Source organism: Marichromatium sp. AB31 (genome assembly GCF_003718685.1).
GTDB lineage: Bacteria > Pseudomonadota > Gammaproteobacteria > Chromatiales > Chromatiaceae > Marichromatium > Marichromatium gracile.
Window position 1 is genome coordinate 13,876 of sequence record NZ_RHFI01000021.1, and the last position, 24,571, is coordinate 38,446.

Consider the following 24,571-nt stretch of genomic DNA (forward strand, 5'->3'; position numbering starts at 1 on the left):
CCCGGACATGCTCACCCTGCTCGATCCGCAAGACCGCATCCACTTCCCCGACGTCTCGCAGGCGATGCGCGAGCCCAACGGATTGCTCGCCGTCGGCGGCGACCTCAGCACCACGCGGCTGCGCCAGGCCTATCGTCACGGCATCTTCCCCTGGTACAGCGAGGGCGATCCCATCCTGTGGTGGTCGCCCGACCCGCGCAGCGTGCTCATACCCGAGCAGGTGCACGTCTCGCGCAGCCTCGCCAAGCGGCTACGGCGCGCCGATCATCGGGTCACCTTCGATCGCGACTTCGCCGCGGTCATCCGCGCCTGCGCCGCGCCACGCGCCGACGAGGCCGGCACCTGGCTGGTCCCGGAGATGATCGATGCCTACGAGCGACTGCACGCCCAGGGCCTCGCCCACTCGGTCGAGGTGTGGCGCGACGATGAGCTGATCGGCGGGCTCTACGGGGTGGCGGTGGGCAAGGCGTTCTTCGGCGAGTCCATGTTCAGCCGCGCCAGCGACGGCTCCAAGATCGCCCTGGTACAGCTGTGCCGACGCCTCGCCGAGTGGGGCTTCGGGCTGATCGACTGCCAGATGCACACCCATCATCTCCAGCGGATGGGCGCGGAGGAGATCCCCCGGCGTGACTTCATCGCTCGGCTCGAGCGGTTCTGCGCCCTGCCCGGCCATGATCACAGCTGGGACGACGAGGCGCACAACCGATGAACCAGGACGACATCACCCGGCCGGGACGCCATCTGGCGCTCTATCTCACCGGCGAGCACGACTGCTCCTATCTCGAGGACACGCGCGCGCGCACCCTGTTCGTCGACCCCAACGCCCGGATCGATACCGCCACCTATCAGCTGCTGATCGACCTTGGCTTTCGCCGCAGCGGCAGCCACATCTATCGACCGGCCTGCCGTGGCTGTACCCGCTGCGTGCCGGTCCGCATCCCGGTCGCGGACTTTCTCCCCAACCGTTCGCAACGACGCAACTGGCAGCGTAACGCCCCACGCATCACACTGCGCGAGCGCCCCGCCAGTTTCGAGCCGGCGCACTATGCGCTCTATCGCGACTATCTGCTGGGACGTCATGGCGACGGACCCATGGCCGACGATGCCAGCGAGGAGAGTTATCGGCGCTTCCTCGTCGACCCCTGGGGCGGCCCCTGTCTGTTCATCGAGTTCTGGCTCGATGAGGAGAGACTGCTCGGGGTCGCGGTGACCGACCGCCTCGAGCAGGGACTCTCGGCGGTCTACACCTTCTACGATCCGGCGCTCGCCGTACTCGGCCCCGGCACCTTCGCGATCCTCGCCCAGATCGAGCTGGCACGGCGGCTCGGACTGCCCTATCTCTATCTCGGTTACTGGGTCGAGGGCTGCGAGAAGATGACCTACAAGGCGCGCTTTCGCCCGCTCGAGGCCTGGGATGGGCGCGCCTGGAGACAGCTCGCGCGCGGCGCCGTACTACGCCAACCATGAGGCCGGCCTCGCCTGTGCGCGGGAAGGTAACACAGGATCGATGCATCGACGGTGATCGACACAATGGATATGGTATAATCCGGCGGCTTTAAAAACGGAGCTGTCTTCAGTAATTCGACTATGGCAAAAGACGACGTCATTCAAATGGAAGGCACGGTCACCGAGACCCTGCCCAATACCGTGTTTCGGGTCGAGCTCGAGAACGGCCACACCGTGACCGCCCATATCTCCGGCAAGATGCGCAAGCACTACATCCGCATCCTCACCGGCGACAAGGTCACCGTCGAGCTGACCCCTTACGACCTCACCAAGGGCCGCATCGTCTACCGCGCCCGCTGATCACGCCTGCCCGTCGGGCATGCGCGCGCCGGCTCTCGCCGAGCGCCCGGACTCATCGCGCAACCGCGCGAACCGTCACACGCGACCTCGCCGCTCGCCATCGGGCCGAGTCGGCACGGCGGGGCTGCGCGTCGCGGTTGGTCATCGCCGAGACTGACGGCGCCGCCACGGCGAGGGACCTGCTCGCCGCCACGTCACCCCATCGACCAGCACCTATAGCTCACGCCACTCGCCGTTGATCTCGAAGGCGAGCGCGTCGTCGCGCACCCCCACCCGCACCTGACCGCCATTGGCAAGCGTGCCGAACAGCAGCTCGCTGGCGAGCGGCTTCTTGATGTGGTTCTGGATCACCCGCGCCATCGGGCGTGCACCCATCTGCGGATCGTAGCCCTTGGCACCGAGCCAGCCACGGGCGTCCTGATCCACACTGAGCGCCACCTTCTTCTCCTCGAGCTGCTGCTCGAGCTCGAAGATGAACTTGTCGACCACGTTGGCGACGGTCGATTCGGCCAGCGGCGAGAACTGCACCACGGCGTCGAGACGGTTGCGGAACTCCGGCGAGAAATAGCGCTTGAGCGCCTCCAGCCCGTCGCTCGAGTGATCCTGCTCGGTGAAGCCGATCGAGCGCCGCGCCGTCTCCTCGGCGCCGGCGTTGGTGGTCATCACCAGCACCACGTTACGGAAGTCGGCCTTGCGCCCGTTGTTGTCGGTGAGGCTGCCGTGGTCCATCACCTGCAACAGCAGGTTGAAGACATCGGGGTGGGCCTTCTCGATCTCGTCGAGCAACAGCACCGCGTGCGGATGCTTGTTGACCTCCTCGGTGAGCAGCCCGCCCTGATCGAAGCCGACATAGCCCGGCGGCGCGCCGATCAGCCGCGAGACGGTGTGACGCTCCATGTACTCGGACATATCGAAGCGGATCAGCTCCATGCCGAGGATGCGTGCGAGCTGACGGGTGACCTCGGTCTTGCCGACGCCGGTCGGACCGGTGAACAGGAAGGAGCCGATCGGGCGCTCGAGACTGCCGAGCCCGGAGCGGTTCATGCGGATCGAGGAGGTCAGCACCTCGATGGCCGGATCCTGGCCATAGACCACCATCTTGAGATCGCGATCGAGGTTCTTCAGCGCCTCGGCGTCGGAGGCCGAGACCCGCTTCGGCGGGATGCGCGCGATCTTGGCGACGATCGCCTCGACATCGGCGACGTCGATGCGCTTGCGCCGCTTGGCGCCACTCTTGAGCTGGACGTTGGCCCCGGCCTCGTCGATGACGTCGATCGCCTTGTCGGGCAGATGACGATCGTTGATATGACGGTTGGCCAGTTCGGCCGCGGCGCGCAGCGCGGTACTGGTGTAGGTCACCTGGTGGTGCTGCTCGAAGCGCGACTTCAGCCCCTTGAGGATCTCCACCGTCTCCTCGACACTCGGCTCGGGCACGTCGATCTTCTGGAAGCGGCGCGCCAGCGCGCGGTCCTTCTCGAAGATGCCACGATACTCCTGATAGGTAGTCGAGCCGATGCAGCGCAGATCGCCCGAGGCGAGCACCGGCTTGATCAGGTTGGAGGCGTCCATCACCCCGCCCGAGGCCGAGCCGGCGCCGATGATGGTGTGGATCTCGTCGATGAAGAGGATCGCGTGCGGCTGACGCTTGAGCTGGGCGAGCACCGACTTGAGTCGCTTCTCGAAGTCGCCGCGATACTTGGTGCCGGCCACCAGGCCGCCGAGATCGAGGGAGTAGATCACCGCCGACTCCAGCACCTCGGGCACGTCACCATCGACGATCTTCTTCGCCAGCCCCTCGGCGATGGCGGTCTTGCCGACGCCGGCCTCGCCGACGAACAGCGGGTTGTTCTTGCGCCGCCGGCAAAGGATCTGCACCGTGCGCTCGACCTCGGCGGCGCGACCGATCAGCGGATCGATCCGCCCCTGACGCGCCAGCTCGTTGAGGTTGGTCGCAAAGCTCTCGAGCGGGCTGGCGTTCTCCTTGTCCTCGGCGCGCGACTCGTCGACCTCGCCCGGCACCTCGTCCTCCTGGGTCTCGCCGGGGACCTTGGAGATACCGTGGGAGATGAAGTTGACGACATCGAGGCGGGTGATGTCCTGCTGGTTGAGCAGATAGACCGCCTGCGAGTCCTGCTCGCTGAACAGCGCCACCAGCACGTTGGCCCCGGTGACCTCCTTCTTGCCCGCCGACTGGACGTGGAACACCGCGCGCTGCAACACCCGCTGGAAGCCGAGCGTCGGCTGGGTGTCGCGATCCTCGTGCTCGGGGATCAGCGGCGTGGTCTCGTCGATGAACGACGAGATCTCGCGACGCAACCGCTCGGCATCCGCGCCACAGGCCCTGAGCACGCGCGCGGCGGTGGGATTGTCGAGCAACGACAGCAGCATGTGCTCGACGGTCATGTATTCATGATGCTTCTCGCGCGCCTCCTTGAAGGCCCGGTTCAGCGAAAATTCGAGTTCTTTGCTCAGCATCGACCTGTTCCAAGCAGGGGGTTGAGAAAACCGTGGTGGTTGAGTGCCGCCATGCGCGCGCGCGGCGCCGATTTCAAGCCTCTTCCATGGTGCACATCAGCGGATGCTGGTTGGTACGGGCGTAGTCATTGACCTGGGCGACCTTGGTCTCGGCGATATCCTTGGTGTAGACGCCGCAGACCCCGACCCCACGCGTATGCACCTGGAGCATAACTTGGGTCGCCTTCTCGCGATTCATACCGAAGAAGCCCTCGAGCACCTCGACCACGAAGTCCATCGGGGTGTAGTCGTCGTTGAGCAGCAGGACCTTGAACTGTGGGGGGCGGCGCAACTGCGGGCGGGCCTCCTGCAACGTCAGCCCGGACTCGCCGTCCTCGCTCGGAATATCGTCACTCATGATTGCGGATTCTAGACAAAGGATTGAGGGGGCGTCAGGCCGGCCAACGCACTGCACATGCGCGCCCCGAGGGGACCGATCAACGGCGGCGCGGAACCGCGCGACGCCCTGTTTGACCAACGAAAACAGTTCACTATACTAGCGAACTAGGGTGCCAGGGAGCCGATTCAAGGCAATGGCGCCTGACAACAAAAAGCGATGATCGACCACCAAGGCAAGACCCGCAAACCCTGGAGGACTGCGCCAATGATCACCGGAGTCGTTAAATGGTTCAATAACGCAAAGGGCTACGGGTTCGTGCAACCCGATGGGCGAGACGAAGACGTCTTTGTCCACTTCTCGGCGATCGACATGGAGGGCTACAAGACGCTCAGGGAGGGACAGAAGGTGCAATTCGAGTTGAACCAGGGGCCGAAGGGCCTGCACGCGGCCAAGGTGCATCGTCTCAGCTGACACCTGATCACGGTCCGGAGCCGCCGTGCCCCGGACCATCATGCCGAGGGGCGCGATCCGTCAGGGTCGCGCCCCTCGCACGTTTCACGCCTTACATGCGCTCGATCACGGCCCGGCCAAAGCCCGAGCAGCTGAGCTTGGTGGCGCCTTCCATCAGTCGGTCCAGGTCATAGGTGACCTGCTTGGCCTCGATCGCGCCCTCGACACCCTTGATGATCAGGTCGGCGGCCTCGGTCCAGCCGAGGTGGCGCAGCATCATCTCGGCCGAGAGGATCAGCGAGCTGGGGTTGACCTGGTCCTTGCCGGCGTACTTCGGCGCGGTACCGTGGGTCGCCTCGAACATCGCCACCGAGTCCGAGAGGTTGGCACCCGGCGCCATGCCGATACCACCGACCTGCGCGGCCAGCGCATCGGAGATGTAGTCGCCGTTGAGGTTGAGGGTGGCGATCACCGAGTACTCCTTCGGACGCAGCAGGATCTGCTGCAGGAAGGCGTCGGCGATGACGTCCTTGATCACGATCTCGCGACCGGTCTTGGGGTTCTTGAAGCTGCACCAGGGACCGCCGTCGAGCTCGGTGGCACCGAACTCGGCCTTGGCCAGGGCATAGCCCCAGTCCTTGAAGGCACCCTCGGTGAACTTCATGATGTTGCCCTTGTGCACCAGGGTCACCGACGGACGATCGTTGTCGATCGCGTACTGGATGGCCTGACGCACCAGACGCTCGGTGCCCTCCTTCGAGACCGGCTTGATGCCGATGCCGGAGGTCTCGGGGAAGCGGATCTTGGTCACCCCCATCTGCTCGCGCAGGAAGCCGACCAGACGCTCGGCCTCGGCGCTGCCCTGCTGCCACTCGATGCCGGCATAGATGTCCTCCGAGTTCTCGCGGAAGATCACCATATCGGTGTCCTCGGGCTTCTTCAGCGGGCTCGGGGTGCCGTTGAAGTAGCGCACCGGGCGCAGGCAGACATAGAGATCGAGCTGCTGGCGCAGGGCGACGTTGAGCGAGCGGATACCGCCGCCGACCGGCGTGGTGAGCGGCCCCTTGATCGAGACCACGAACTCCTTGACCGCCGCCAGGGTCTCCTCCGGCAGCCACACGTCCTCGCCATAGGTGCGGGTCGACTTCTCGCCGGCGTAGATCTCCATCCACTCGATCTTGCGCGCGCCGCCGTAGGCCTTCTCGACGGCAGCGTCGACCACCGAGCGCATCACCGGGGTGACGTCGACACCGATGCCGTCACCCTCGATGAAGGGGATGATGGGACGGTCGGGCACATTGAGCGACAGATCGGCGTTGACCTGAATCTTCTCGCCGTTGGGGACAGAAATCTTGTCGTAGGCCATGAGCAGTTTTCTCTATCGGGTGATCAAAAAGGAATATGCTACCATCCTCGTTTACTCGTTGCGCAGACCCGATGCCACATCGGCAGCGCGTCCCGCCGTCGCCCAGGCCGACGAGACGTGTCCGACGCACGCCCCATCCGTCCTCTTACCCCTGATAGCGCCATGAACGTCCGCGCCGCCCGATCTCGCCCAGAACGCATCATCATCGGCCTCTCCGGCGGTGTCGACTCGGCCGTCGCCGCCCACCGTCTGCTCGAACAGGGCCATCAGGTCGAGGCGCTGTTCATGAAGAACTGGGAAGAGGACGACGACCCGCACGGCGGCTATTGCGCCGCCGCCGAGGACCTGGCCGATGCGCGCGCCGTCGCCGAACGGCTCGGCATCCGCCTGCACACCGTCAACTTCGCCACCGAGTACTGGGATCGGGTGTTCGAGCACTTCCTCGCCGAGTACCGCGCGCTGCGCACCCCCAATCCCGACATCCTGTGTAACCGCGAGATCAAGTTCGCCGCCTTCCTCGAACACGCCCTGGACCTCGGCGCCGAGGCCATCGCCACCGGCCACTATGCCCGGGTCGAGCACGGCGCGAGCGGCCATCGACTCTGTCTGTGCGCCGACGCCAACAAGGACCAGACCTACTTCCTCCATCTGCTCGACCAGCACCAACTCGCCCACACCCGCTTCCCGCTGCACGATCTCAGCAAGCCCGAGGTGCGCGCCATCGCCCGCCGGCTCGGCTTGGCCAACGCCGCGAAGAAGGACAGCACCGGGATCTGCTTCATCGGCGAGCGGCGCTTCGGCGAGTTCCTCGCGCGCTATGTCGATCGCACCCCGGGGCCGATCGAGACCCCCGAGGGGCAGGTGCTCGGCGAGCATCACGGACTGGCCTACTACACCATCGGCCAGCGTCAGGGGCTCGGCATCGGCGGCATCGCCGGGGGCGACGAGGCCCCCTGGTTCGTCGCCGCCAAGGACCCGGAGCACAACCGCCTGATCGTCGTCCAGGGCAAGCACCATCCGCTGCTGATGGCCGGATCGCTGCACGCCCAGCCACCACACTGGATCGCCGGGGAGCCCCCCGCCGCCGCCCCCTTCGACTGTCTGGCGCGACTGCGTCACCGTCAGCCGCTGCAGCGCTGCACCGTCGAGACCCTCGACCCCGAGGGCTGCCGGGTGCGCTTCGCCGAACCGCAGCGCGCGGTGACCCCGGGCCAGTCGATCGTCTTCTATCAGGGCGAGGCCTGTCTCGGCGGCGCCGTGGTCGAGCACGCCGCGCCCTGAGCCGCACCGGAGAATCCAGCCCCATGCCTTACGACAACCTCGACCGGCTCATCGCCTTCGCCGGACTCCACCAGGCCGCCGCCTGCGTCACCCGCATCGCCCACCGCGGCAGCGCCGATGTGGAGATGATGGAGCCGTGCATCTACAGCCTGCTCCAGGTCGATGCCGAGAGCACCGCCGCGGTCTTCGGCGCGCCCGGCGCGCTCGCGCCCGGCGCGCGCCAGGTGATCGCCCAGCTCACCGGACAACCCGAGCGCAACCTCGAGCTGACCCGCTACGTGGTGACCCTGATCCGACTCGAGCGTGCGCTCGCGCGCGAACCCGGACGACTCGCCCGACTCGGCGAGGGCATCGAGGCGGCGCGCGACAAGCTCGAACACTTCCCGCTGCTGCACCCGGCGATCCTCGGTCACTTCGCCGACCTCTACAGCGAGACCATCAGCACCCTGACCCCGCGGGTCATGGTCCAGGGCAACGAGCTGCACCTCGGCAACCCCGACAACCAGAGCCGGGTACGCGCGCTGCTGCTCGCCGGCATCCGCGCCGCCATGCTGTGGCGCCAGGTCGGCGGCTCGCGCTGGCACCTGCTGCTGCGCAACCGCCAGATCCTCGACGACGCGCGCACCTATCTCGACCGTCACGAAGACTGAACCGCCTTCATCCGACGGGGCCTGAACACGCCCCGCCAACACCCGCCCGGAGGGATCCGCCGCGCCCCGTCAGCGCACGGTGTATGGCGCGCCGCCCTCCTGGACGCTAGAATTTCGCGTTTGCGCGAAATGACGATAGCCACATCCGGAGCCATTGCATGACCAACAGCTTCAACGCCAAGTCCACCCTGAGTGTTGCCGGCAAGGACTACGAGATCTACCGTCTCGACGCCGTCCCCGGCAGCGAGCGCCTGCCCTACTCGATCAAGATCCTGCTCGAGAACCTGCTGCGCAATGAGGATGGGGTCACCGTCAACCGCGAGGACATCGAGTTCTTCTCCAACTGGGACGCCAAGGCCGAGCCCTCCAAGGAGATCCAGTACCGTCCGGCGCGCGTGCTGATGCAGGACTTCACCGGTGTGCCCGCGGTGGTCGACCTGGCGGCGATGCGCGACGCCATGGCCAAGCTCGGCGGCGACCCGAGCAAGATCACCCCGCAGCAGCCCGCCGAGCTGGTCATCGATCACTCGGTGCAGGTCGATCACTTCGGCTCCGACGACGCCTTCGCGCTCAACGCCGAGCTCGAGTTCCAGCGCAACCGCGAGCGCTACCAGTTCCTCAAGTGGGGCCAGAACGCGCTCGACGGCTTCAAGGTGGTGCCGCCCGACACCGGCATCGTCCACCAGGTCAACGTCGAGTACCTCTCGCGCCTGATCTTCGCCAAGGATGCCGGCAGCGCCACCCAGGCCTACTTCGACACCTGTGTCGGCACCGACTCGCACACCACCATGGTCAACGGCATCGGCGTGCTCGGCTGGGGCGTCGGCGGCATCGAGGCCGAGGCCTCGATGCTCGGCCAGCCGATCTCGATGCTCGTGCCCAAGGTCGTCGGCTTCAAGCTCACCGGCAAGCTGCGCGAGGGCGTCACCGCCACCGATCTGGTGCTGACCATCGTCGAGCGGCTGCGCCAGCACGGCGTGGTCGGCAAGTTCGTCGAGTTCTACGGCCCGGCGATCAGCGTGCTGCCGATGGGCGAGCGCAACACCATCGCCAACATGGGACCCGAGTACGGCGCCACCTGCGGTCTCTTCCCGATCGACCAGATCACCCTCGACTACCTGCGCCTGACCGGTCGCAGCGAGGAGCAGATCGCCCTGGTCGAGGCCTACTGCAAGGCGCAGGGCGTGTGGCACACCGCCGAGGCCGCCGAGGCCGACTATTCCGAGACCCTCGAGCTGGATCTCGGCGACGTCGTGCCCTCGCTCGCCGGCCCCAAGCGCCCGCAGGACCGCGTCGCCCTCGACACCATCACCGAGCACTTCCCCAAGGCCCTCTCGGCCCTCAAGGAGGAGCGCGGCATCCCCACCAAGGGTCCGGCCAAGGTCGAGCTCGACGGCAAGCAGTTCGAACTCTCCGACGGCTCCATCGTGGTCGCCGCCATCACCTCCTGCACCAACACCTCGAACCCGAGCGTGCTGATCGCCGCCGGTCTGGTCGCCAAGAAGGCCGCCGCGCTCGGTCTCGAGCGCGCCCCCTGGGTCAAGACCGCCTTCGGTCCCGGCTCGATGGCGGTCACCCGCTATCTCGACCGCGCCGGGCTCACCGAGCCGCTCAAGGCGCTCGGCTTCCACAACGTCGGCTATGGCTGCACCGTCTGCATCGGCAACACCGGCCCGCTGCCGGCGCCGATCTCCAAGGCGATCGCCGACAACGACCTGTGCGCCGTCTCGATCCTCTCGGGCAACCGTAACTTCGAGGGCCGGGTACACGCCGAGGTGCGCATGAACTACCTCGCCAGCCCGCCGCTGGTGGTCGCCTACGCCATCGCCGGACGCATCGACATCGATCCGTTCAACGATCCGCTGACCACCGACGCCAAGGGCAACCCGGTCTATCTCAAGGACATCTGGCCGAGCGAGGCCGAGGTCAGCGGCGCGATCCGCGACTTCGTCACCGCCGAGGAGTTCACCGCCGCCTACGCCGACGTGTTCTCCGGCGACGCCCGCTGGCAGGGTCTCGAGGCGCCGCAGACCGACACCTACGACTGGCCCGAGTCGACCTACATCAAGAACCCGCCCTACTTCGCGGGCATGTCGCTCGACGTCGCCCCGGTCGGCGACATCACCGGCGCGCGCTGTCTGGCGCTGCTCGGCAACTCCATCACCACCGACCACATCTCCCCGGCCGGCGCCATCAAGCCCGACTCCCCGGCAGGCAAGTACCTGATCGAGAAGGGCGTCGATCCCAAGGACTTCAACAGCCTGGGCTCGCGACGCGGCAACCACGAGGTGATGATGCGCGGCACCTTCGCCAACATCCGCCTGCGCAACCTGATGGCCCCCGGCACCGAGGGCGGCGTCACCCTGCACCAGCCGAGCGGCGAGCAGATGTCGATCTTCGACGCCGCGATGCGCTATCAGGAGGAAGGCACCCCGGCGATCGTGGTCGCGGGCAAGGAGTACGGCTCGGGTTCCTCGCGTGACTGGGCGGCCAAGGGTCCCCGCCTGCTCGGGGTGCGCGCGGTGATCGCCGAGAGCTACGAGCGCATCCACCGCTCCAACCTCGTCGGCATGGGCATCCTGCCGCTGGAGTTCATCAACGGCGACAGCGCCGAGTCGCTCGGCCTCACCGGCACCGAGACCTTCGACATCCAGGGCCTCAACAACGGCGAGGCCAAACAGGTCGAGGTCACCGCCACCGCCGCCGACGGCAGCGTCAAGCGCTTCACCGCCAAGGTGCGGATCGACACCCCCAACGAGGTCGATTACTATCGCAACGGCGGCATCCTGCACTACGTGCTGCGCAAGCTGGCCGCAGGCTGAGGCCGACCCCACGGGCGCCGCGCGCGGCGCCCCGGCACGATCGCCCGAGTCCCCCGTCCGGGGCTCGGGCGATCTGCGTTGTGTGCAGGCGAAATTCGCCGCGCGCCCTGAGCGCTGCGCTGACGAGCGCGCCATAATGGACACAGCACCGCGCCACGACAAGGCGCCGCCAGCGCCGCGCGCGGGCCGCAACCCGTCAGCCGCGCATCACGGATGAGGACGTCGCCACTGACGACGTCGCCCCCACCCAACAACCCGTCCGTCGCTGCGCAGAGCCAGCCGGACACCGAACATCACCACCCGGAGTCACTCATGCCGATGGAGCTATCCTCACTCACCGCCATCTCCCCCGTCGACGGCCGCTATGGCAACAAGACCACCGCGCTGCGGGAGATCTTCAGCGAGTATGGGTTGATCCGCCATCGCGTGCAGGTCGAGGTGCGCTGGCTGCAGGCACTGGCCGCGCACCCCCAGATCCCCGAGATCCCCGCCTTCTCGGACGCGGCCAATCAGCACCTCGATGCCATCGTCGCCGATTTCGGCCTCGCCGAGGCCGAGCGCATCAAGACCATCGAGCGCACCACCAACCACGACGTCAAGGCCGTCGAGTACTTCCTCAAGGAGCGCACCGCCGAGCTGCCCGAGCTCGCCGCCGTGGGTGAGTTCATCCACTTCGCCTGCACCTCCGAGGACATCAACAACCTCTCCCACGGGCTGATGCTCGCGCGCGGGCGCGCGCAACTGCTCGACGAGATGGACCAGGTCATCGGCGCGATCCAGGAGCTCGCCCAGCGCTACGCCGAGCAGCCGATGCTCTCGCGCACCCACGGCCAGCCGGCCTCGCCCACCACCCTGGGCAAGGAGATGGCCAATGTCGCACGGCGACTGCAGGGGCAGCGTGCACGCTGCGCCGAGGTCGCCCTGCTCGGCAAGATCAATGGCGCCGTCGGCAACTACAACGCCCACCGTGTCGCCTACCCCGAGGTCGACTGGCCGGGCTTCGCCCAGGGCTTCGTCGAGTCGCTGGGCCTGACCTGGAACCCCTACACCATCCAGATCGAGCCGCACGACTACATGGCCGAGCTGTTCGACGCGGTGGTGCGCTTCGACAACGTGCTGATCGACTTCTGCCGTGACGTCTGGGGCTACATCTCGGTCGGCTACTTCAAGCAGCGCACCGTCGCCGGCGAGGTCGGCTCCTCGACCATGCCGCACAAGGTCAACCCGATCGACTTCGAGAACGCCGAGGGCAACCTCGGCATCGCCAATGCCATCCTCGAGCACCTCGCCGGCAAGCTGCCGATCTCGCGCTGGCAGCGTGACCTCACCGACTCGACCGTACTGCGCAACCTCGGCGTCGGCTTCGCCCACGTCACCATTGCGCTGCAGTCGGCGCTCAAGGGCATCGGCAAGCTCGAGGCCAACCCCGAGCGCATGGCCGCTGACCTCGACGACAACTGGGAGGTACTCGCCGAACCGATCCAGACGGTGATGCGTCGCTATGGCGTCGACAAGCCCTACGAGAAGCTCAAGGCGCTGACCCGCGGTCACCGCATCGGCCCCGAGGCGCTGGCCGAGTTCGTCGACGGGCTGGAGATCCCCGAGGCGGCCAAGGCCGAGCTCAAGGCGCTGACCCCGGCGAGCTATCTCGGCGACGCCGTCCGGCTGGCACGCGAGAGCTGAACCCGGGATCACCGTGGTCGCCTGGCGCGACCACGGTGGGCTCGGGCAGCGAAAAAAATAGGCCGGTCACGCGGGGAGCGTGACCGGCCTTCCATCAAGCCCCTGTCGGGGGGGAGTGGGGCTCAACTGGACCCTTGCGTCGCCCGGCAAGACCGGACGAACGACTGAAAACGGTGGAGTTCGGAGTGCGCGGCGGGTCGCCACACACGCCGACCGACCGTGAGGCCGTATCGGCGTGTCGGCTTGGAGCGGCGGGCGCCGATCCCTGGCGCGCGGTGAGGGCGCTGAATCAGCCCTCGACCTCGGAGCGAATGGTCACGCGACGCTGCTTGACCGAGTAGACGTCGAACTCGGGCAGCATATCGCGCTCGCCACGGCTCTCGACGGAAACGATATCGCTCGCCGGGATGCCCTTGGAGACCATGTAGTCACGCACCGCATTGGCGCGGTTCAGCCCCAGGGTATCGTTGTAGGCTTCCGAACCCTTGGCGTCGGTGTGACCGACCAGGGTGAGCTGCTCGCGCGACTGGGTGGCGTTGACGTCGGCGATGTAGTCGTCGAGACGCGCCAGCTCGGTATCGTTGACCACGTTCTCGATACGGTACTTGTCGAACTCGAAGTTCAGACGCACCACGAACTCGGCCGGCACCGGCTTGACGCAGGGCTCGAGGTCGTTCGGACCCTGGGTGCTCTGCCAGCACTCGCCGTAACCGGTGACCCAGGCGGTCCCGGTCGGCTTGGCCGACCAGAAGTGGTCCATCATGTCGGCGGCATTGGCCGCCAGCGGGGCGCCCAAGACCAAGGCCAGGGAGGCAGCGGCGGCCGCGGCGCGGGAGGACTGTTTGAATTTGCGCATCTTCACGGTTTCCTGTTTCAGGTGGGTGAGTGGTCCGATCGGCGACAGGTTAACAAGCTGTAGCACATGTCAGCAAAAAGCAACAACGTGGTGCGTTGATCTCACCAGATGCTGAATGTCTGGCCCCCGACGCGGGTTTTCAATCCGATCCAGACCCCGTGAACCCCAGGGACCACACTCGGGACACAGACATTCTAGCCTACAGCCGCCGCAAAAGTGCAACTTTTTTCGCCGACCGCAACATATTTACAACGAAAGTCATCAGAAAACAACAGCTAGCTACTGACAGCGCCGGCGCCGCATCGCCACGACCTCCCCGGGGCCAGAAATGTCCGGAAACCAACACCCTGTCGTCCCTCGCCATGGAGCAGCGTTCATGACCAGCGCCAACACCGGGCCCTCCCCTCTCGAGACACGTGCATCGATCCGCGACGCCGCCATCGCGCTGGCGACCCAGGCGCGGCGCGAGCTGCTGATCTTCGGCCCCCACCTCGAGCCCGATCTCTACGACCAGCCAGCCTTGCTCGAAGCGATACGACGACTCGCGCTCGAACGCCCCGACCTCCCGGTGCGCATCCTGGTCAACGAGACCCGCGACGCGCTCCAGCAGGGGCATCGCCTGATCGAACTGGCACGTCGCCTCACCTCACGGATCGCCATCCGGCGCAGCGGGGATGACGACCGCACGCGTACCGACGCCTTTCTCGTCGTCGATGCCCGGGGCTATGTCCATCGGCACCGCGCCGACGGCCAGCGCGCGACCGCGGCCGCCGCCGACACCCCCGAGGCACGACGACTCCGCGAGAGCTTCATGCAGATGTGGGAGCGCAGCGACAGCGACCGCGAGATCGACCGGCTGTATCTATAGAGGTGGGATCAGGCCGTCGCACACACCGCCGCAGGCGGATCGAGCTCGTCGACGAAGCAGGGGCGCGCAATCCCGTAGCCCTGGACGTAGTCGACCCCGAGTTCGCGCAGCAGCGCCAGGATCTCCTGGTTCTCGACGTACTCGGCGATGGTCTCCTTGCCCATAAAGTGCGCGATCTCGTTGAACGACTTGACGATCGCCCGGTCGTGCGGGTTGCTGAGGATATCCTTGACGAAGGAGCCGTCGATCTTGACGAAGTCGACCGGCAACTGCTTGAGATAACCGTAGGAGGACATCCCCGAGCCGAAGTCGTCGAGCGAGATCGGACAGCCCATCGACTGGAGCGACTCGAGCAGCCGCACCGCCTGATCGAGATGGACGATGGCTGCGGTCTCGGTGACCTCGAAGCCGACCAGTCCCGGCGCCACCTGCCAACGCGCGAAGGCCCCACGGATGAAGGCGTCGAGCCCGGGATCGCTCAGCGACTGACCGGAGAGGTTGATCGCCACGCCGCCGTAGGCGCGCGCCAGCTCGGGGTTGTCGTGCAACCAGCGCAGCGTCTCCTCGATCACCTGACGGTCGACCTCGTGCATCAGGTTCATCGCCTCGGCCGCGGCGATAAAGGCCGCCAGCGGTAGCGGGGCATCGTCGGCGTCATAGACGCTGAGCAACACCTCGCCATGATGAAAGGCACCGTGCTCAGGCCCTTCCCCCACCGTCGCGATCGGTTGCAACCGCAACCGCTTGCGGCCCGACTTGATCGCCTCCTCGGCCTGGGCCCAGCCACGCATGCGCTCGAGCTGCGCGGCGACCTGGACATCGTCCTCGGCATAGCACACCACCCGACCACCGCCGCTGTGCTGGGCGGCGAGACAGGCGACATTGGCCGCGGAGAGCACCCCTTCCGGGCTCTCCGACGCAGCATCGACCAGAGCCACCCCGAGGCTCACCGAGACCTGCAGGACCCGTCCCAGCCAGGTGAGCGAGACCGCCTCGAGCGCCTCGCGTATCCGCTCGGCGCTGGCCTGCGCCGCCTCGACACCTTCGGCCGGCGCGATCAACGCGAAGCGGTTCCAGCCGAGATAGGCCAGACAGGGGGCATCGGGCAGCAGCGCCCGCAGCCGCTCGGCCATCAGCGCCAGCAGCCGCTCGCCGGCGGCATAGCCGTGGGCTGCGGTCAGCAGATCGAAGCGATCGAGTTCGAGAAAACCGAGCAGATGCGGACAGGGCGCGGCAGTGCGGCTCAGCAGCCCGGTGAGCACCCCGACCAGACAACGCTGGCCGGGCAGCCCGGTCAGCGAGTCCTCCACGGTCTGCGCGCGCACCTGCTCGCCGAGCTCGCTCAGGGTCGCCTCGGTGGCGCGCTGCATCAGCGGTTGGCGCGGCGGCGCCTCGACCCGCGCCCGCGACTCGGCCAGGGCGGCGGCCAGACGCTCGGGGGTGAAGGTGCGGACACGCCGACCCATCGGATCGCTCAGCGCCAGACGACGCCCGTCCTCGCTGCGCCAGATCAGCCGGTAGGCGCGCTCGCCACCCTGCTCGGTCAGCCACACCACGGAGCCCAGGGCAAGCTGCTCGATCCGCTCACGGGCCGCCTGCCAGTCGGCCTCGGACACCCCGCTCGGGGGCTCCTGAAGCGCCGCCTCGGCCTCTTCCGGCGGATCGATGGCGAACACCACCCAGTCCTCGCGATCGAGCGCCCCGCGCGCGGCCCGACGCAGCACCTGCTCGACCCGCTCGACCAGCGACTCGGCCCCGAACGGATCGTGACCGATATAGATCAACCCCTCGTACAGGGTCGCCACCAACGCCTGGATGTCCTCGACCTCGGTCTCGCCACGACTGGCGCGGTGCAGTGTCCACAGCGGCATCCAGTAATGACGCCAGCGCGCGCCGTCGATCCCGGCATAGTTGCAGACCGACTCGAGCAGCATCCGCCAGCCGGCATCGAGCAGGGTCGGCAACAGCGGATGCACCGGCTCACCGCCGAAGCTGGACTGCAGACGCTGGCGCACCCGCTCATGGGCGCGCCGCTCGCACTCGCGCGCCTCGTTGGCGCCGACCCAGCGCGAGACATTGGCGCGATAACGCGACCCGACACGCTCGCGCAGTGACTGCAGGCCGGAAGAGATGGCGCGCAGGGTGTCGAGATCACCGGCGTCGGTGATCACCAGACGATGGACGAACTCCTCGAGTTCGCCGCTCAAGGCACGGTCATCGGACTCGCCGTTGATCAGGAAGGAGGAGAGCTGCTCGAGCTGATCCATCAGCCCGACCAGCGGGTGGGTGTCATGCTCGCCCGGTCGGCCGGGGTCACTGACCGCCATCGCCAGGAAGTGGATCGACAACCGCCGGATCAACGCCTTGATGCCCTGGGGGGCGTGCGGGTCGTCGAGGATCTGCGAGAGCATCTGGTCGGTCACCTCGACCCGCTCGCGCACCCTCGGTGCACGCAGACGCCCCGGATCGCCGGTCCCAGTCGTGCGCGCGGCCAGCAATCGCGCCATGGCGTCGAGGTCGGCTCCGGCCTCGCCATCCACGCCCCCCGTCTGCAACCGGGTCAGCAACTCGCCGAGGCCGAGTCCCGCGGACCTGGCTCGCGCCGGCGCCCCGGTCGCATCCGCCTGCCCTTCTGGCCTCGGCAGCGGCGAGGCGACAGACGATGGCGCAGCCTCCCGCTCTCGAGGGGGTGACCGCAATGGCGTCGGCGCGCACGCCGGCAGCCCGTGCTCGCGCCACAGCTGCAACAGCTCGCGATAGAAGGCGCCGAGGTTCCCCACCAGCGGCGTGGCGGCGAGCCGCAGGGCGCGTCCGAGCAGCTCGTCCTCCAGCCCGCCACGACGCAGCGCGCCGGCCAGGGCCTCGACCAACGGCTCCGGCTCCAGCGCGACCTGGGCGTCGCCGAAGACCCCGACGAGATGCCCGCGCAATGATCGCAGCACCTCGGCAAGCTCCTGCTCGAGTCGGTTGACCAGCTCGGAGCGCGCCAGCCACAACTCGAACTCATGTGGTTCGACCAGCGACAGCGCGGCCTGCCCGGGCGCCTCATCGGTGGAGTCGGACAACCGCTGCGTCGGCGCGAAGATCAAGCCATCGAGCACCTCGTCGGTCAGACCCCGCGCCAGGCTCCCGGCCTGGATGGTACGACCGAGCTGGCCGAGCTCACCGACGAAACGGGCGCGCTGGGCATCGTTCGCGGCACGCTCCGCGTGCATCCACAGCGCATCGATCAGGGTCTCGAGCAAGGCATCGAACAACGGCGGCAACCGCGCGCGACCGACCTGCTCGAGCAGCCCTCGCGCCCGCGCCGCACCGTTCGCCTCGGCGCCACGTCGTGGCGACGCACTCAAGCCGGCGAGAAAACGCTCCAGATGCATCTGGCCATTGGCGGCGAAGTGGATGAAACGCGCGCCCAGCCCGTGCTCGGCCCGATGCACCAGCACCACCACCGCCTGCAGGGTGCGTTGCCGGCCATCGAGCGCCACCCTGAAGCGGACCTCGCAACGCTCGCCGGCGCCGACACGCAGCTCGGCCTCGTGCTCGCCCATGTCGAGCAACGCGCCTCCGCTGCAGAGATTACGGACCCGGCAGGCGAGCCGGGGCTGATGAGGGGCACGGAGCTCGGCGGGGAGATCGACCGGGGTGCGGCGCTGACGCCGACGCTCCGACACCTTTGCGCCCTCAACCCCGGACATCGGCCACCTCGCCGAGCGACGGCCCGGGACACCCGGGGGCGAGCCGCCCCGCATCGACCGAGACGTCCCCACCAACACTGATTTCAATCATGCAACACCACACAAGCAAAGACGCGAGACGCCCCCGACCGCGGCGGTCGCTGACCGCAACCTCCCTGACTCGGCGTTCCTCGTGACTCTCCTCGCGCATCATCCAGGCTATTCCCTGCGGGGTCAGAGCGGTGAACTCCATTGGTACCCGACCCGATGTGCGCTAGTTTGCGCCTTTGTGACGGTCGGTGCCAGCTCCCGCCCCACCGCGTGCGCGCGCCTCCCGAGGACTCAGCCGCCGGACCGCCACCAGTGCGCCACGCCCTGTTCGAGCACGGATCGCCCGCCCTCGATCAGCCGCTCGAGCGGGGCCTTGCGCTCGCGCCAGCGCAGCCCCAACAGGGTGTGGCTGTCGCGCGCGGCGAGCAGATAGTCGTCGCTGGTCTGGATGGCGTCGACCAGGCCCAGTTCGACGGCGCGCGCGCCGTGCCAGTACTCGCCGGTGGCGACCCGATCGAGGTCGAGCGCGGGGCGGTAGTCGGCGACGAAACGCTTGAACAGCGCATGGGTCTCCTCGAGCTGCTCGCGCAGCTTGCGCCGTCCCTCCTCGGTGTTCTCGCCGAACAGGGTCAGGGTGCGCTTGTGCTCGCCGGCGGTGTGCAGCTCGAAGTCGACCCCGTGGCGCTCGAGCAGACGGTGGAAGTTGGGGATTTCGGCGAGTACCCCGATCGAGCCGATCACCGCGAAGGGCGCGGCGATGATGCGATCGGCGACACAGGCCATCAGGTAACCGCCACTGGCCGCGACCTTGTCGACCGCCACCGTCAGGCGGATGCCGCGCTCGCGCAGCCGCGCCAGCTGCGAGGCGGCCAGGCCGTGCTCGGTGACCATGCCACCGGCATTGTCGAGGCGTACCAGCACCTCGTCCTCGGGCCGCGCCTCGAGCAGCAGAGCGCTGACCTGGGCGCGCAGCGCGGCGGCCGCGCTGGCGCGGATATCCCCCTTGAAGTCGATCACGAACAGTCGGGGGCGGGTCGCGACCTCCTGGGCACGCGCCTTGTCGCGCTTGCGCTCGGCCTTGCGGTACGCGCGCAGCGCCTTGCCCGCGAGGGTCGCCTCACGCAGCCGCGCGGCCTGCTCGCGCAGCCGCGCCCCGAGATCGACGACCTCGAGCCGCACCGGGGAGGACGCACCTCCGGCACCGCGGGCACGCGCCAGGATCAGCAGCAGCGCGGCAAACGCCAGCAGCAGCGTCAGGGTCTTGGCGAGAAACAATCCGTAGTCGAACAACAACTCCATCAATGGCGGCATCGCGGGGGATCCTCGGGCAACGGGCGACAGGACATCAGACCGCGATCGGCGCGCGGATCACCGGGTGCGGGTCATAGCCCTCGATGACCACGTCCTCATAGCGGTAGTCGAACAGGCTCGGCGCCCGCTGCAGCCGCAACCGCGGCAGCGCCCGGGGCTCGCGCGCGAGCTGGGCATGGACGATGTCGTCGGTGAGGTGATTGCGGTAGAGATGCAGGTCGCCGAAGGTGTGGATGAACTCGCCGGGCTCGAGATCGCATTGCTGGGCGATCATCGCCGTGAGCAGGGCGTAGCTGGCGATGTTGAAGGGCACGCCGAGGAAGAGATCGGCGCTGCGCTGGTAGAGCTGGCAGGACAGCCGTCCGCCGGCCACCTGGAACTGGAACAGACAGTGACAGGGGGCGAGCGCCATGCGCCCGGCGGCGACGTTGTCCTGCGGCCCGAGACCCTCGTCGGGAAGGTCGGCCGGGTTCCAGGCGCTGACCACCAACCGACGCGAGTGCGGACGCTCGCGGATCGCCTCGAGCAGCTCGGCGAGCTGATCGATGCGACGCCCGTCGGGCGCCGGCCAGCTGCGCCACTGGGCACCGTAGACCGGCCCCAGGTTGCCGTCAGGCGCGGCCCACTCGTCCCAGATACTGACCCCGTGGCGCTGCAGGTCGGCGGCATTGGTCGAGCCCGAGAGGAACCACAGCAGCTCGTGGACCACGCTCTTGAGGTGGACACGCTTGGTGGTGAGCAGTGGGAAGCCCGCGGCGAGATCGAAGCGCACCTGACGCCCGAACACCGAGCGGGTCCCGACCCCGGTACGGTCGTCGCGATCGTGACCGTTGTCGATCACGTCGCGCAGCAAATCAAGATAGACGCGCATCGCTCAGCCCACCGGACCGAGCAGCAGCGAGCGCCCGTCCATGCGCGGGTCGGGATCGAGTCCCATCAGCGCCAGCACCGTCGGCGCAAGATCCTTGAGTGCGCCACTGAGCGACAACCGCCAGGGCTGCTCGTCGATCACCAGGCAGGGCACCGGATAGGTGGTGTGCTGGGTGTGCGGCGCGCCGGTGACCGGGTCGACCATCTCGTCGCAGTTACCGTGATCGGCGGTGAGGATCACCGAGTAGCCGGCGGCGACGGCGGCGTCGAGCACCCGCCCGACCTCGCGGTCCAGGGTCTCGACGGCGCGGATCACCGACTCGCGCACCGCGGTATGGCCGACCATGTCGCCGTTGGCGAAGTTGGCGACGACGAAGGGAAAGGCGCGCCGCCCGAGCACCTCGACCAGGGTGTCGGCGACCTCGGGAGCGCTCATCTCCGGCTGCAGGTCGTAGGTGGCGACCTTGGGCGAGGGGATCAGCACCCGCTCCTCACCCGGCAGCGGCTCGTTCTCGCCGCCGTTGAAGAAGAAGGTGACATGGGCGTACTTCTCGGTCTCGGCACAGTGGAACTGCGCCAGCCCGGCCTCGGCGAGCACCCCGCCGAGGGTGGTGCGCGGCGCGTCGCTGGCAAAGGCCGCGGGCAGGCCGTACTTGGGGTCGTATTCCATCATCCCGGTGACCCGCACGCCGGTCACCCCGCGGCGGTCGAATGCGGCGAACGCGGGATCGGCAAAGGCGGCGACCAGCTGGCGCGGGCGGTCCTTGCGGAAGTTGAAGTGGATCACCTGATCACCGTCGCGGATCGGCTCGGCGCCCTCGAGCACCGTCGGCACGATGAACTCGTCGTCCTCGCCGGCCTCATAGGCCGCGGCGATCGCCGCGCGCGCGTCGGCCGCGCGCCGCCCCTCGCCGTCGACCATGGCGCGCCAGGCCTGCTCGGTGCGCTCCCAGCGGTTATCGCGATCCATCGCATAGAAGCGACCGCTGACCGTGGCGATCTGACCGCCGGCCTCGCGCAACGCCGGCTCGAAGGCATCGAGATAGCCGAGCACCGAGCGCGGCGGGGTATCGCGCCCATCGGCGAACAGATGCACCTGGGCGCGCGCGCCCTGACGGCGGCACAGTTCGATCAGCGCCGCGAGGTGGTTGACGTGACTGTGCACGCCGCCGTCGGAGACCAGTCCCATCAGCTGCACCGGCCGCTCGGCCGCGGCCGCGGCGCGCGCCGCGGCGATCAGCGTGGCGTTGTCGTAGAAGCTGCCGTCGGCGACGGCGTCGTCGATCAGCACCAGGTCCTGACGCACCACACAGCCCGAGCCGATCGACATGTGACCGACCTCGGAGTTGCCCATCTGCCCGTCGGGCAGCCCTACCGCCTGCCCCGAGGCCATCAGCGTGGTGTGCGGATGGCTGGAGAAGTAGCGATCGAGGTTGGGGGTGTCGGCGATCGCGACCGCGTTGTTGGCCTTGGCCGGGTTGACGCCGAAGCCGTCCAGGATGATCAGGATCACCGGACGACGGGGCAGTTGCTGCATGGGGTCGCTCATCGCTCTCTCCTCGGAACACGGTCGGGTTCGTGGGGACGCGGCACCGGGATGGGTCCACACGACTGGAAAACCGTCTAGTTTAACCGCTGACGGTCGTCGATCGCCCGTCGCGCCCCGATTCCGGACCTCCATGCCCCCTTTTGCACAGAGATGGACGCATCGATGACGATCATCAAGAAACCTTAAGGTGACAGGTTTATGATCGGCGCAAGAATCCGGCCCCGATCGGTCCGGCCGGGATGCAGCACCACCGCCACGACAACAGACCGCCCGGCACGGGCCCGGAGGAGAGCACACTATGAACACCGATCGCATCATCGCCTTCGTCATGGCCGGCGGCCAGGGCTCGCGCCTGCAGCCGCTCACCGCCGCCCGCTCCAAACCCTCGGTGCCCTTCGGCTCGCGCTATCGCATCGTCGACTTCGTGCTCAGCAACCTGGTCAACTCGCAGATCCAGACCATCTATCTGCTGGTGCAGTACAAGTCGCAGTCGCTCATCGAGCACGTGCGCAAGGCCTGGACCATCTCGCCGCTGCTGCAGAGCCAGTTCGTCACCGTGGTGCCGCCGCAGATGCTCTCCGGGCAGCACTGGTTCCAGGGCACCGCCGACGCGGTCAACCAGAACATCAACCTGATCGAGGAACACCGCCCCGACCGGGTCGCGGTATTCGGCGCCGATCACATCTATCGCATGGACGTGCGCCAGATGCTCGCCTTCCATCGCGAGCGCCAGGCCGACGTCACCATCGCCGCGCTGCCGGTGCCGCTGGCCGAGGCCGCGAGCTTCGGCGTCATCGCCGCCGATCCCGAGGGACGCATCCAGGGCTTCGAGGAGAAACCGGCCTCCCCCACCCCGATGCCCCACGACCCGGCGATGGCCTTCGCCTCGATGGGCAACTACATCTTCGACACCGAGGTGCTGCTCGAGGCGCTCAAGGCCTGTCGCGACGCCGGCGAGACCGATTTCGGCCAGCACGTGCTGCCGCGTCTGCTGCGTACCCACAGGCTCTACGCCTACGACTTCTCGACCAACCGCATCCCCGGCATCCAACCCTACGAGGACCAGGTCTACTGGCGCGACGTCGGCACCATCGACGCCTACTTCGACGCCCACAAGGACGTGCTCGGCGCCGATCCCGCCTTCGACATGTTCAACCCCGAGTGGCCGATCTTCTCCAGCAACTACCAGGGCCCGGTGGCCAAGCTGCTCGGCGGCGAGGTGCGCAACACCCTGCTCGGCGCGGCCACGGTGATCCACGAGGGGGCGCGGGTGCGCGACTCGATCATCCGTCGCGAGACGGTGATCGAGGAGGACGTCGAGCTCGACAACTGCGTGATCATGGACTACGTGCGCATCGGGCGCGGCGCCCGGCTGCGCAACGTCATCGTCGATCGTCACAACATGATCGAGCCGGGCGACAGCATCGGCTTCGACCGCGACCGCGACGCCGCACGCTTCCAGATCAGCCCCGGCGGGGTGACGGTGGTGCCGATGGGACAGCTGAGCTACTACGCCCGCGACGTGCGCGACGCCAACTCGCGCGGACGCTACTCGGAGTGATCAACGGCTGCGGATACGCGGATCGAGGGCGAGATAGAGCAGGTCGGTGAGGGTGTTGACGACGAGATAGGCGAGCGCGATCACCAGCACCGCGCCCTGCACCAGCGGGTAGTCGCGCGCCTGGATCGACTCCACCACCAGGCTGCCGAGCCCCGGCCAGGCGAACACCGTCTCGGTGATCACCGCACCGCCGAGCAGCGCGCCGAACTGCAGCCCGAGCAGGGTGAGCACCGGCAGCCAGGCGTTGCGCAGGGCGTGGCGCCACAACACCCGCACCGGTCCCGCGCCCTTGGCGCGGGCGGTACGCACATAGTCCTCGCCGAGCACCTCGAGCAGGCTCGACCGCACCATCCGCGCCAGCACCGCCGCCAGCCCGGTGCCCAGGGTCAGCGCCGGGAGCAGCAGCGACAGCGGCCCGTCGCGCCCGCTCACCGGCGTCCACCCGAGCCACAGCGAGCAGACCAGGATCAGCAGCGGCCCGAGCCAGAAGTTGGGGATCGCCGCGCCGAGCATGGAGAAGCCCATCGCGACGCGATCGATCCATCCCCCCTGATGCAGCGCCGCCAACACCCCGAGCGGCAGCGCCACCACCACCGCCAGGGCGAGCGCGGCCACGGCCAGCTCCAGGGTCGGCCCGGCGCGCTCGGCGAGCAGCGCCGTCACCGCCCGACCGCTGTGCAGCGAGGCCCCGAGATCGAGCCGCGCGAGCCCGCCGAGATAGTCCAGGTACTGCGTCCACAGCGGCCGATCGAGCCCCAGCGCGGCGCGCAGCTCGGCCTGGTCGACGGCGCGCGCGCCCTCCCCCAGCATCGCCGCCACCGGATCGCCCGGCACCAGATGGATGAGCAGGAACACCAGGGTGCAGACCCCGAGCAGGCTCGCCGCCGCCTCGCCGAGACGCCCGAGCAGCGCGCCCATC

The 24,571-nt window shown here is 67.9% G+C and carries 19 protein-coding genes; 10 read left to right on the forward strand and 9 right to left on the reverse strand.

All coding sequences use genetic code 11. The features are described from left to right. Positions 1–7: 7 nt before the first annotated feature. From aat to infA, 3 genes are all read left to right on the forward strand, one after another. A complete protein-coding gene (gene aat / locus EBL84_RS13395; protein WP_123141274.1) occupies positions 8–709 on the forward strand; it encodes a leucyl/phenylalanyl-tRNA--protein transferase in 702 nt (233 codons plus the stop codon). Continuing rightward, the gene (locus tag EBL84_RS13400; RefSeq protein ID WP_123141275.1) at positions 706–1,467 is read left to right on the forward strand and encodes an arginyltransferase; all 762 of its coding nucleotides are present in this window, start codon (positions 706–708) and stop codon (positions 1,465–1,467) included. The genes aat and EBL84_RS13400 overlap by 4 nt, the downstream gene beginning before the upstream one ends. Before the next feature lie 120 nt (positions 1,468–1,587). Beyond that, the gene (gene infA, locus EBL84_RS13405) at positions 1,588–1,806 is read left to right on the forward strand and encodes a translation initiation factor IF-1 (RefSeq protein ID WP_005223622.1); all 219 of its coding nucleotides are present in this window, start codon (positions 1,588–1,590) and stop codon (positions 1,804–1,806) included. Positions 1,807–2,019: 213 nt separating this feature from the next. Here infA and clpA read toward each other — a convergent pair whose 3' ends face one another. After that, positions 2,020–4,281 carry an ATP-dependent Clp protease ATP-binding subunit ClpA gene (gene clpA, locus EBL84_RS13410; protein WP_123141276.1) on the reverse strand — a complete coding sequence of 754 codons (2,262 nt, stop codon included), beginning with the start codon at positions 4,279–4,281 and terminating at the stop codon, positions 2,020–2,022. Between the two features lie 73 nt (positions 4,282–4,354). After that, positions 4,355–4,678, reverse strand: coding sequence for an ATP-dependent Clp protease adapter ClpS (clpS, locus tag EBL84_RS13415; RefSeq protein ID WP_123141277.1), 324 nt, complete (start codon positions 4,676–4,678; stop codon positions 4,355–4,357). A gap of 246 nt (positions 4,679–4,924) precedes the next feature. On the opposite strand from clpS, the gene EBL84_RS13420 reads away from it, so the two are divergent. Then, a complete protein-coding gene (locus EBL84_RS13420; protein WP_005223619.1) occupies positions 4,925–5,131 on the forward strand; it encodes a cold-shock protein in 207 nt (68 codons plus the stop codon). Between the two features lie 91 nt (positions 5,132–5,222). On the opposite strand, the gene icd is transcribed toward EBL84_RS13420, so the two are convergent. Beyond that, positions 5,223–6,476 (reverse strand): NADP-dependent isocitrate dehydrogenase, encoded by a 1,254-nt coding sequence (gene icd / locus EBL84_RS13425; RefSeq protein WP_123141278.1) that lies wholly within the window; start codon positions 6,474–6,476, stop codon positions 5,223–5,225. Between the two features lie 162 nt (positions 6,477–6,638). On the opposite strand from icd, the gene mnmA reads away from it, so the two are divergent. From mnmA to purB, 4 genes are all read left to right on the forward strand, one after another. After that, complete coding sequence (gene mnmA / locus EBL84_RS13430) at positions 6,639–7,757, forward strand: tRNA 2-thiouridine(34) synthase MnmA (protein ID WP_123141279.1); 1,119 nt, start codon at positions 6,639–6,641, stop codon at positions 7,755–7,757. Positions 7,758–7,780: 23 nt separating this feature from the next. Then, positions 7,781–8,407 carry a high frequency lysogenization protein HflD gene (hflD, locus tag EBL84_RS13435; protein ID WP_123141280.1) on the forward strand — a complete coding sequence of 209 codons (627 nt, stop codon included), beginning with the start codon at positions 7,781–7,783 and terminating at the stop codon, positions 8,405–8,407. Between the two features lie 158 nt (positions 8,408–8,565). After that, a complete protein-coding gene (gene acnA, locus EBL84_RS13440; RefSeq protein WP_123141281.1) occupies positions 8,566–11,229 on the forward strand; it encodes an aconitate hydratase AcnA in 2,664 nt (887 codons plus the stop codon). A gap of 318 nt (positions 11,230–11,547) precedes the next feature. Next, positions 11,548–12,912 carry an adenylosuccinate lyase gene (purB, locus tag EBL84_RS13445; protein WP_123141302.1) on the forward strand — a complete coding sequence of 455 codons (1,365 nt, stop codon included), beginning with the start codon at positions 11,548–11,550 and terminating at the stop codon, positions 12,910–12,912. 289 nt (positions 12,913–13,201) lie between these two features. Here the strand turns inward: purB and EBL84_RS13450 are convergent, their stop codons facing one another. After that, positions 13,202–13,768: an OmpA family protein gene (locus tag EBL84_RS13450; protein WP_123141282.1), complete on the reverse strand. Its 567-nt coding sequence runs from the start codon at positions 13,766–13,768 to the stop codon at positions 13,202–13,204. Positions 13,769–14,144: 376 nt separating this feature from the next. On the opposite strand from EBL84_RS13450, the gene EBL84_RS13455 reads away from it, so the two are divergent. Beyond that, complete coding sequence (locus EBL84_RS13455; protein WP_123141283.1) at positions 14,145–14,636, forward strand: hypothetical protein; 492 nt, start codon at positions 14,145–14,147, stop codon at positions 14,634–14,636. Between the two features lie 8 nt (positions 14,637–14,644). On the opposite strand, the gene EBL84_RS13460 is transcribed toward EBL84_RS13455, so the two are convergent. The 4 genes from EBL84_RS13460 to gpmI all read right to left on the reverse strand — a co-directional run bounded on the left by EBL84_RS13460 (position 14,645) and on the right by gpmI (position 22,091). Further along, entirely contained in the window at positions 14,645–18,331 is a 3,687-nt protein-coding gene (locus tag EBL84_RS13460; protein ID WP_190287970.1) for a DUF1631 family protein, read from the reverse strand. A 321-nt stretch (positions 18,332–18,652) separates the two neighbouring features. After that, complete coding sequence (sohB, locus tag EBL84_RS13465; RefSeq protein WP_123141285.1) at positions 18,653–19,672, reverse strand: protease SohB; 1,020 nt, start codon at positions 19,670–19,672, stop codon at positions 18,653–18,655. Between the two features lie 34 nt (positions 19,673–19,706). Continuing rightward, positions 19,707–20,543 (reverse strand): thymidylate synthase, encoded by an 837-nt coding sequence (locus EBL84_RS13470; protein WP_123141286.1) that lies wholly within the window; start codon positions 20,541–20,543, stop codon positions 19,707–19,709. Positions 20,544–20,546: 3 nt separating this feature from the next. Further along, positions 20,547–22,091, reverse strand: a complete 1,545-nt coding sequence (gpmI, locus tag EBL84_RS13475) for a 2,3-bisphosphoglycerate-independent phosphoglycerate mutase (RefSeq protein ID WP_123141287.1) — start codon at positions 22,089–22,091, stop codon at positions 20,547–20,549. Between the two features lie 298 nt (positions 22,092–22,389). Here gpmI and EBL84_RS13480 point away from each other — a divergent pair, with 298 nt between their 5' ends. Further along, positions 22,390–23,652 (forward strand): glucose-1-phosphate adenylyltransferase, encoded by a 1,263-nt coding sequence (locus EBL84_RS13480; protein ID WP_123141288.1) that lies wholly within the window; start codon positions 22,390–22,392, stop codon positions 23,650–23,652. Here the strand turns inward: EBL84_RS13480 and nikB are convergent, their stop codons facing one another. After that, the gene (gene nikB / locus EBL84_RS13485) at positions 23,653–24,570 is read right to left on the reverse strand and encodes a nickel ABC transporter permease (RefSeq protein WP_123141289.1); all 918 of its coding nucleotides are present in this window, start codon (positions 24,568–24,570) and stop codon (positions 23,653–23,655) included. Position 24,571 lies beyond the last annotated feature (1 nt).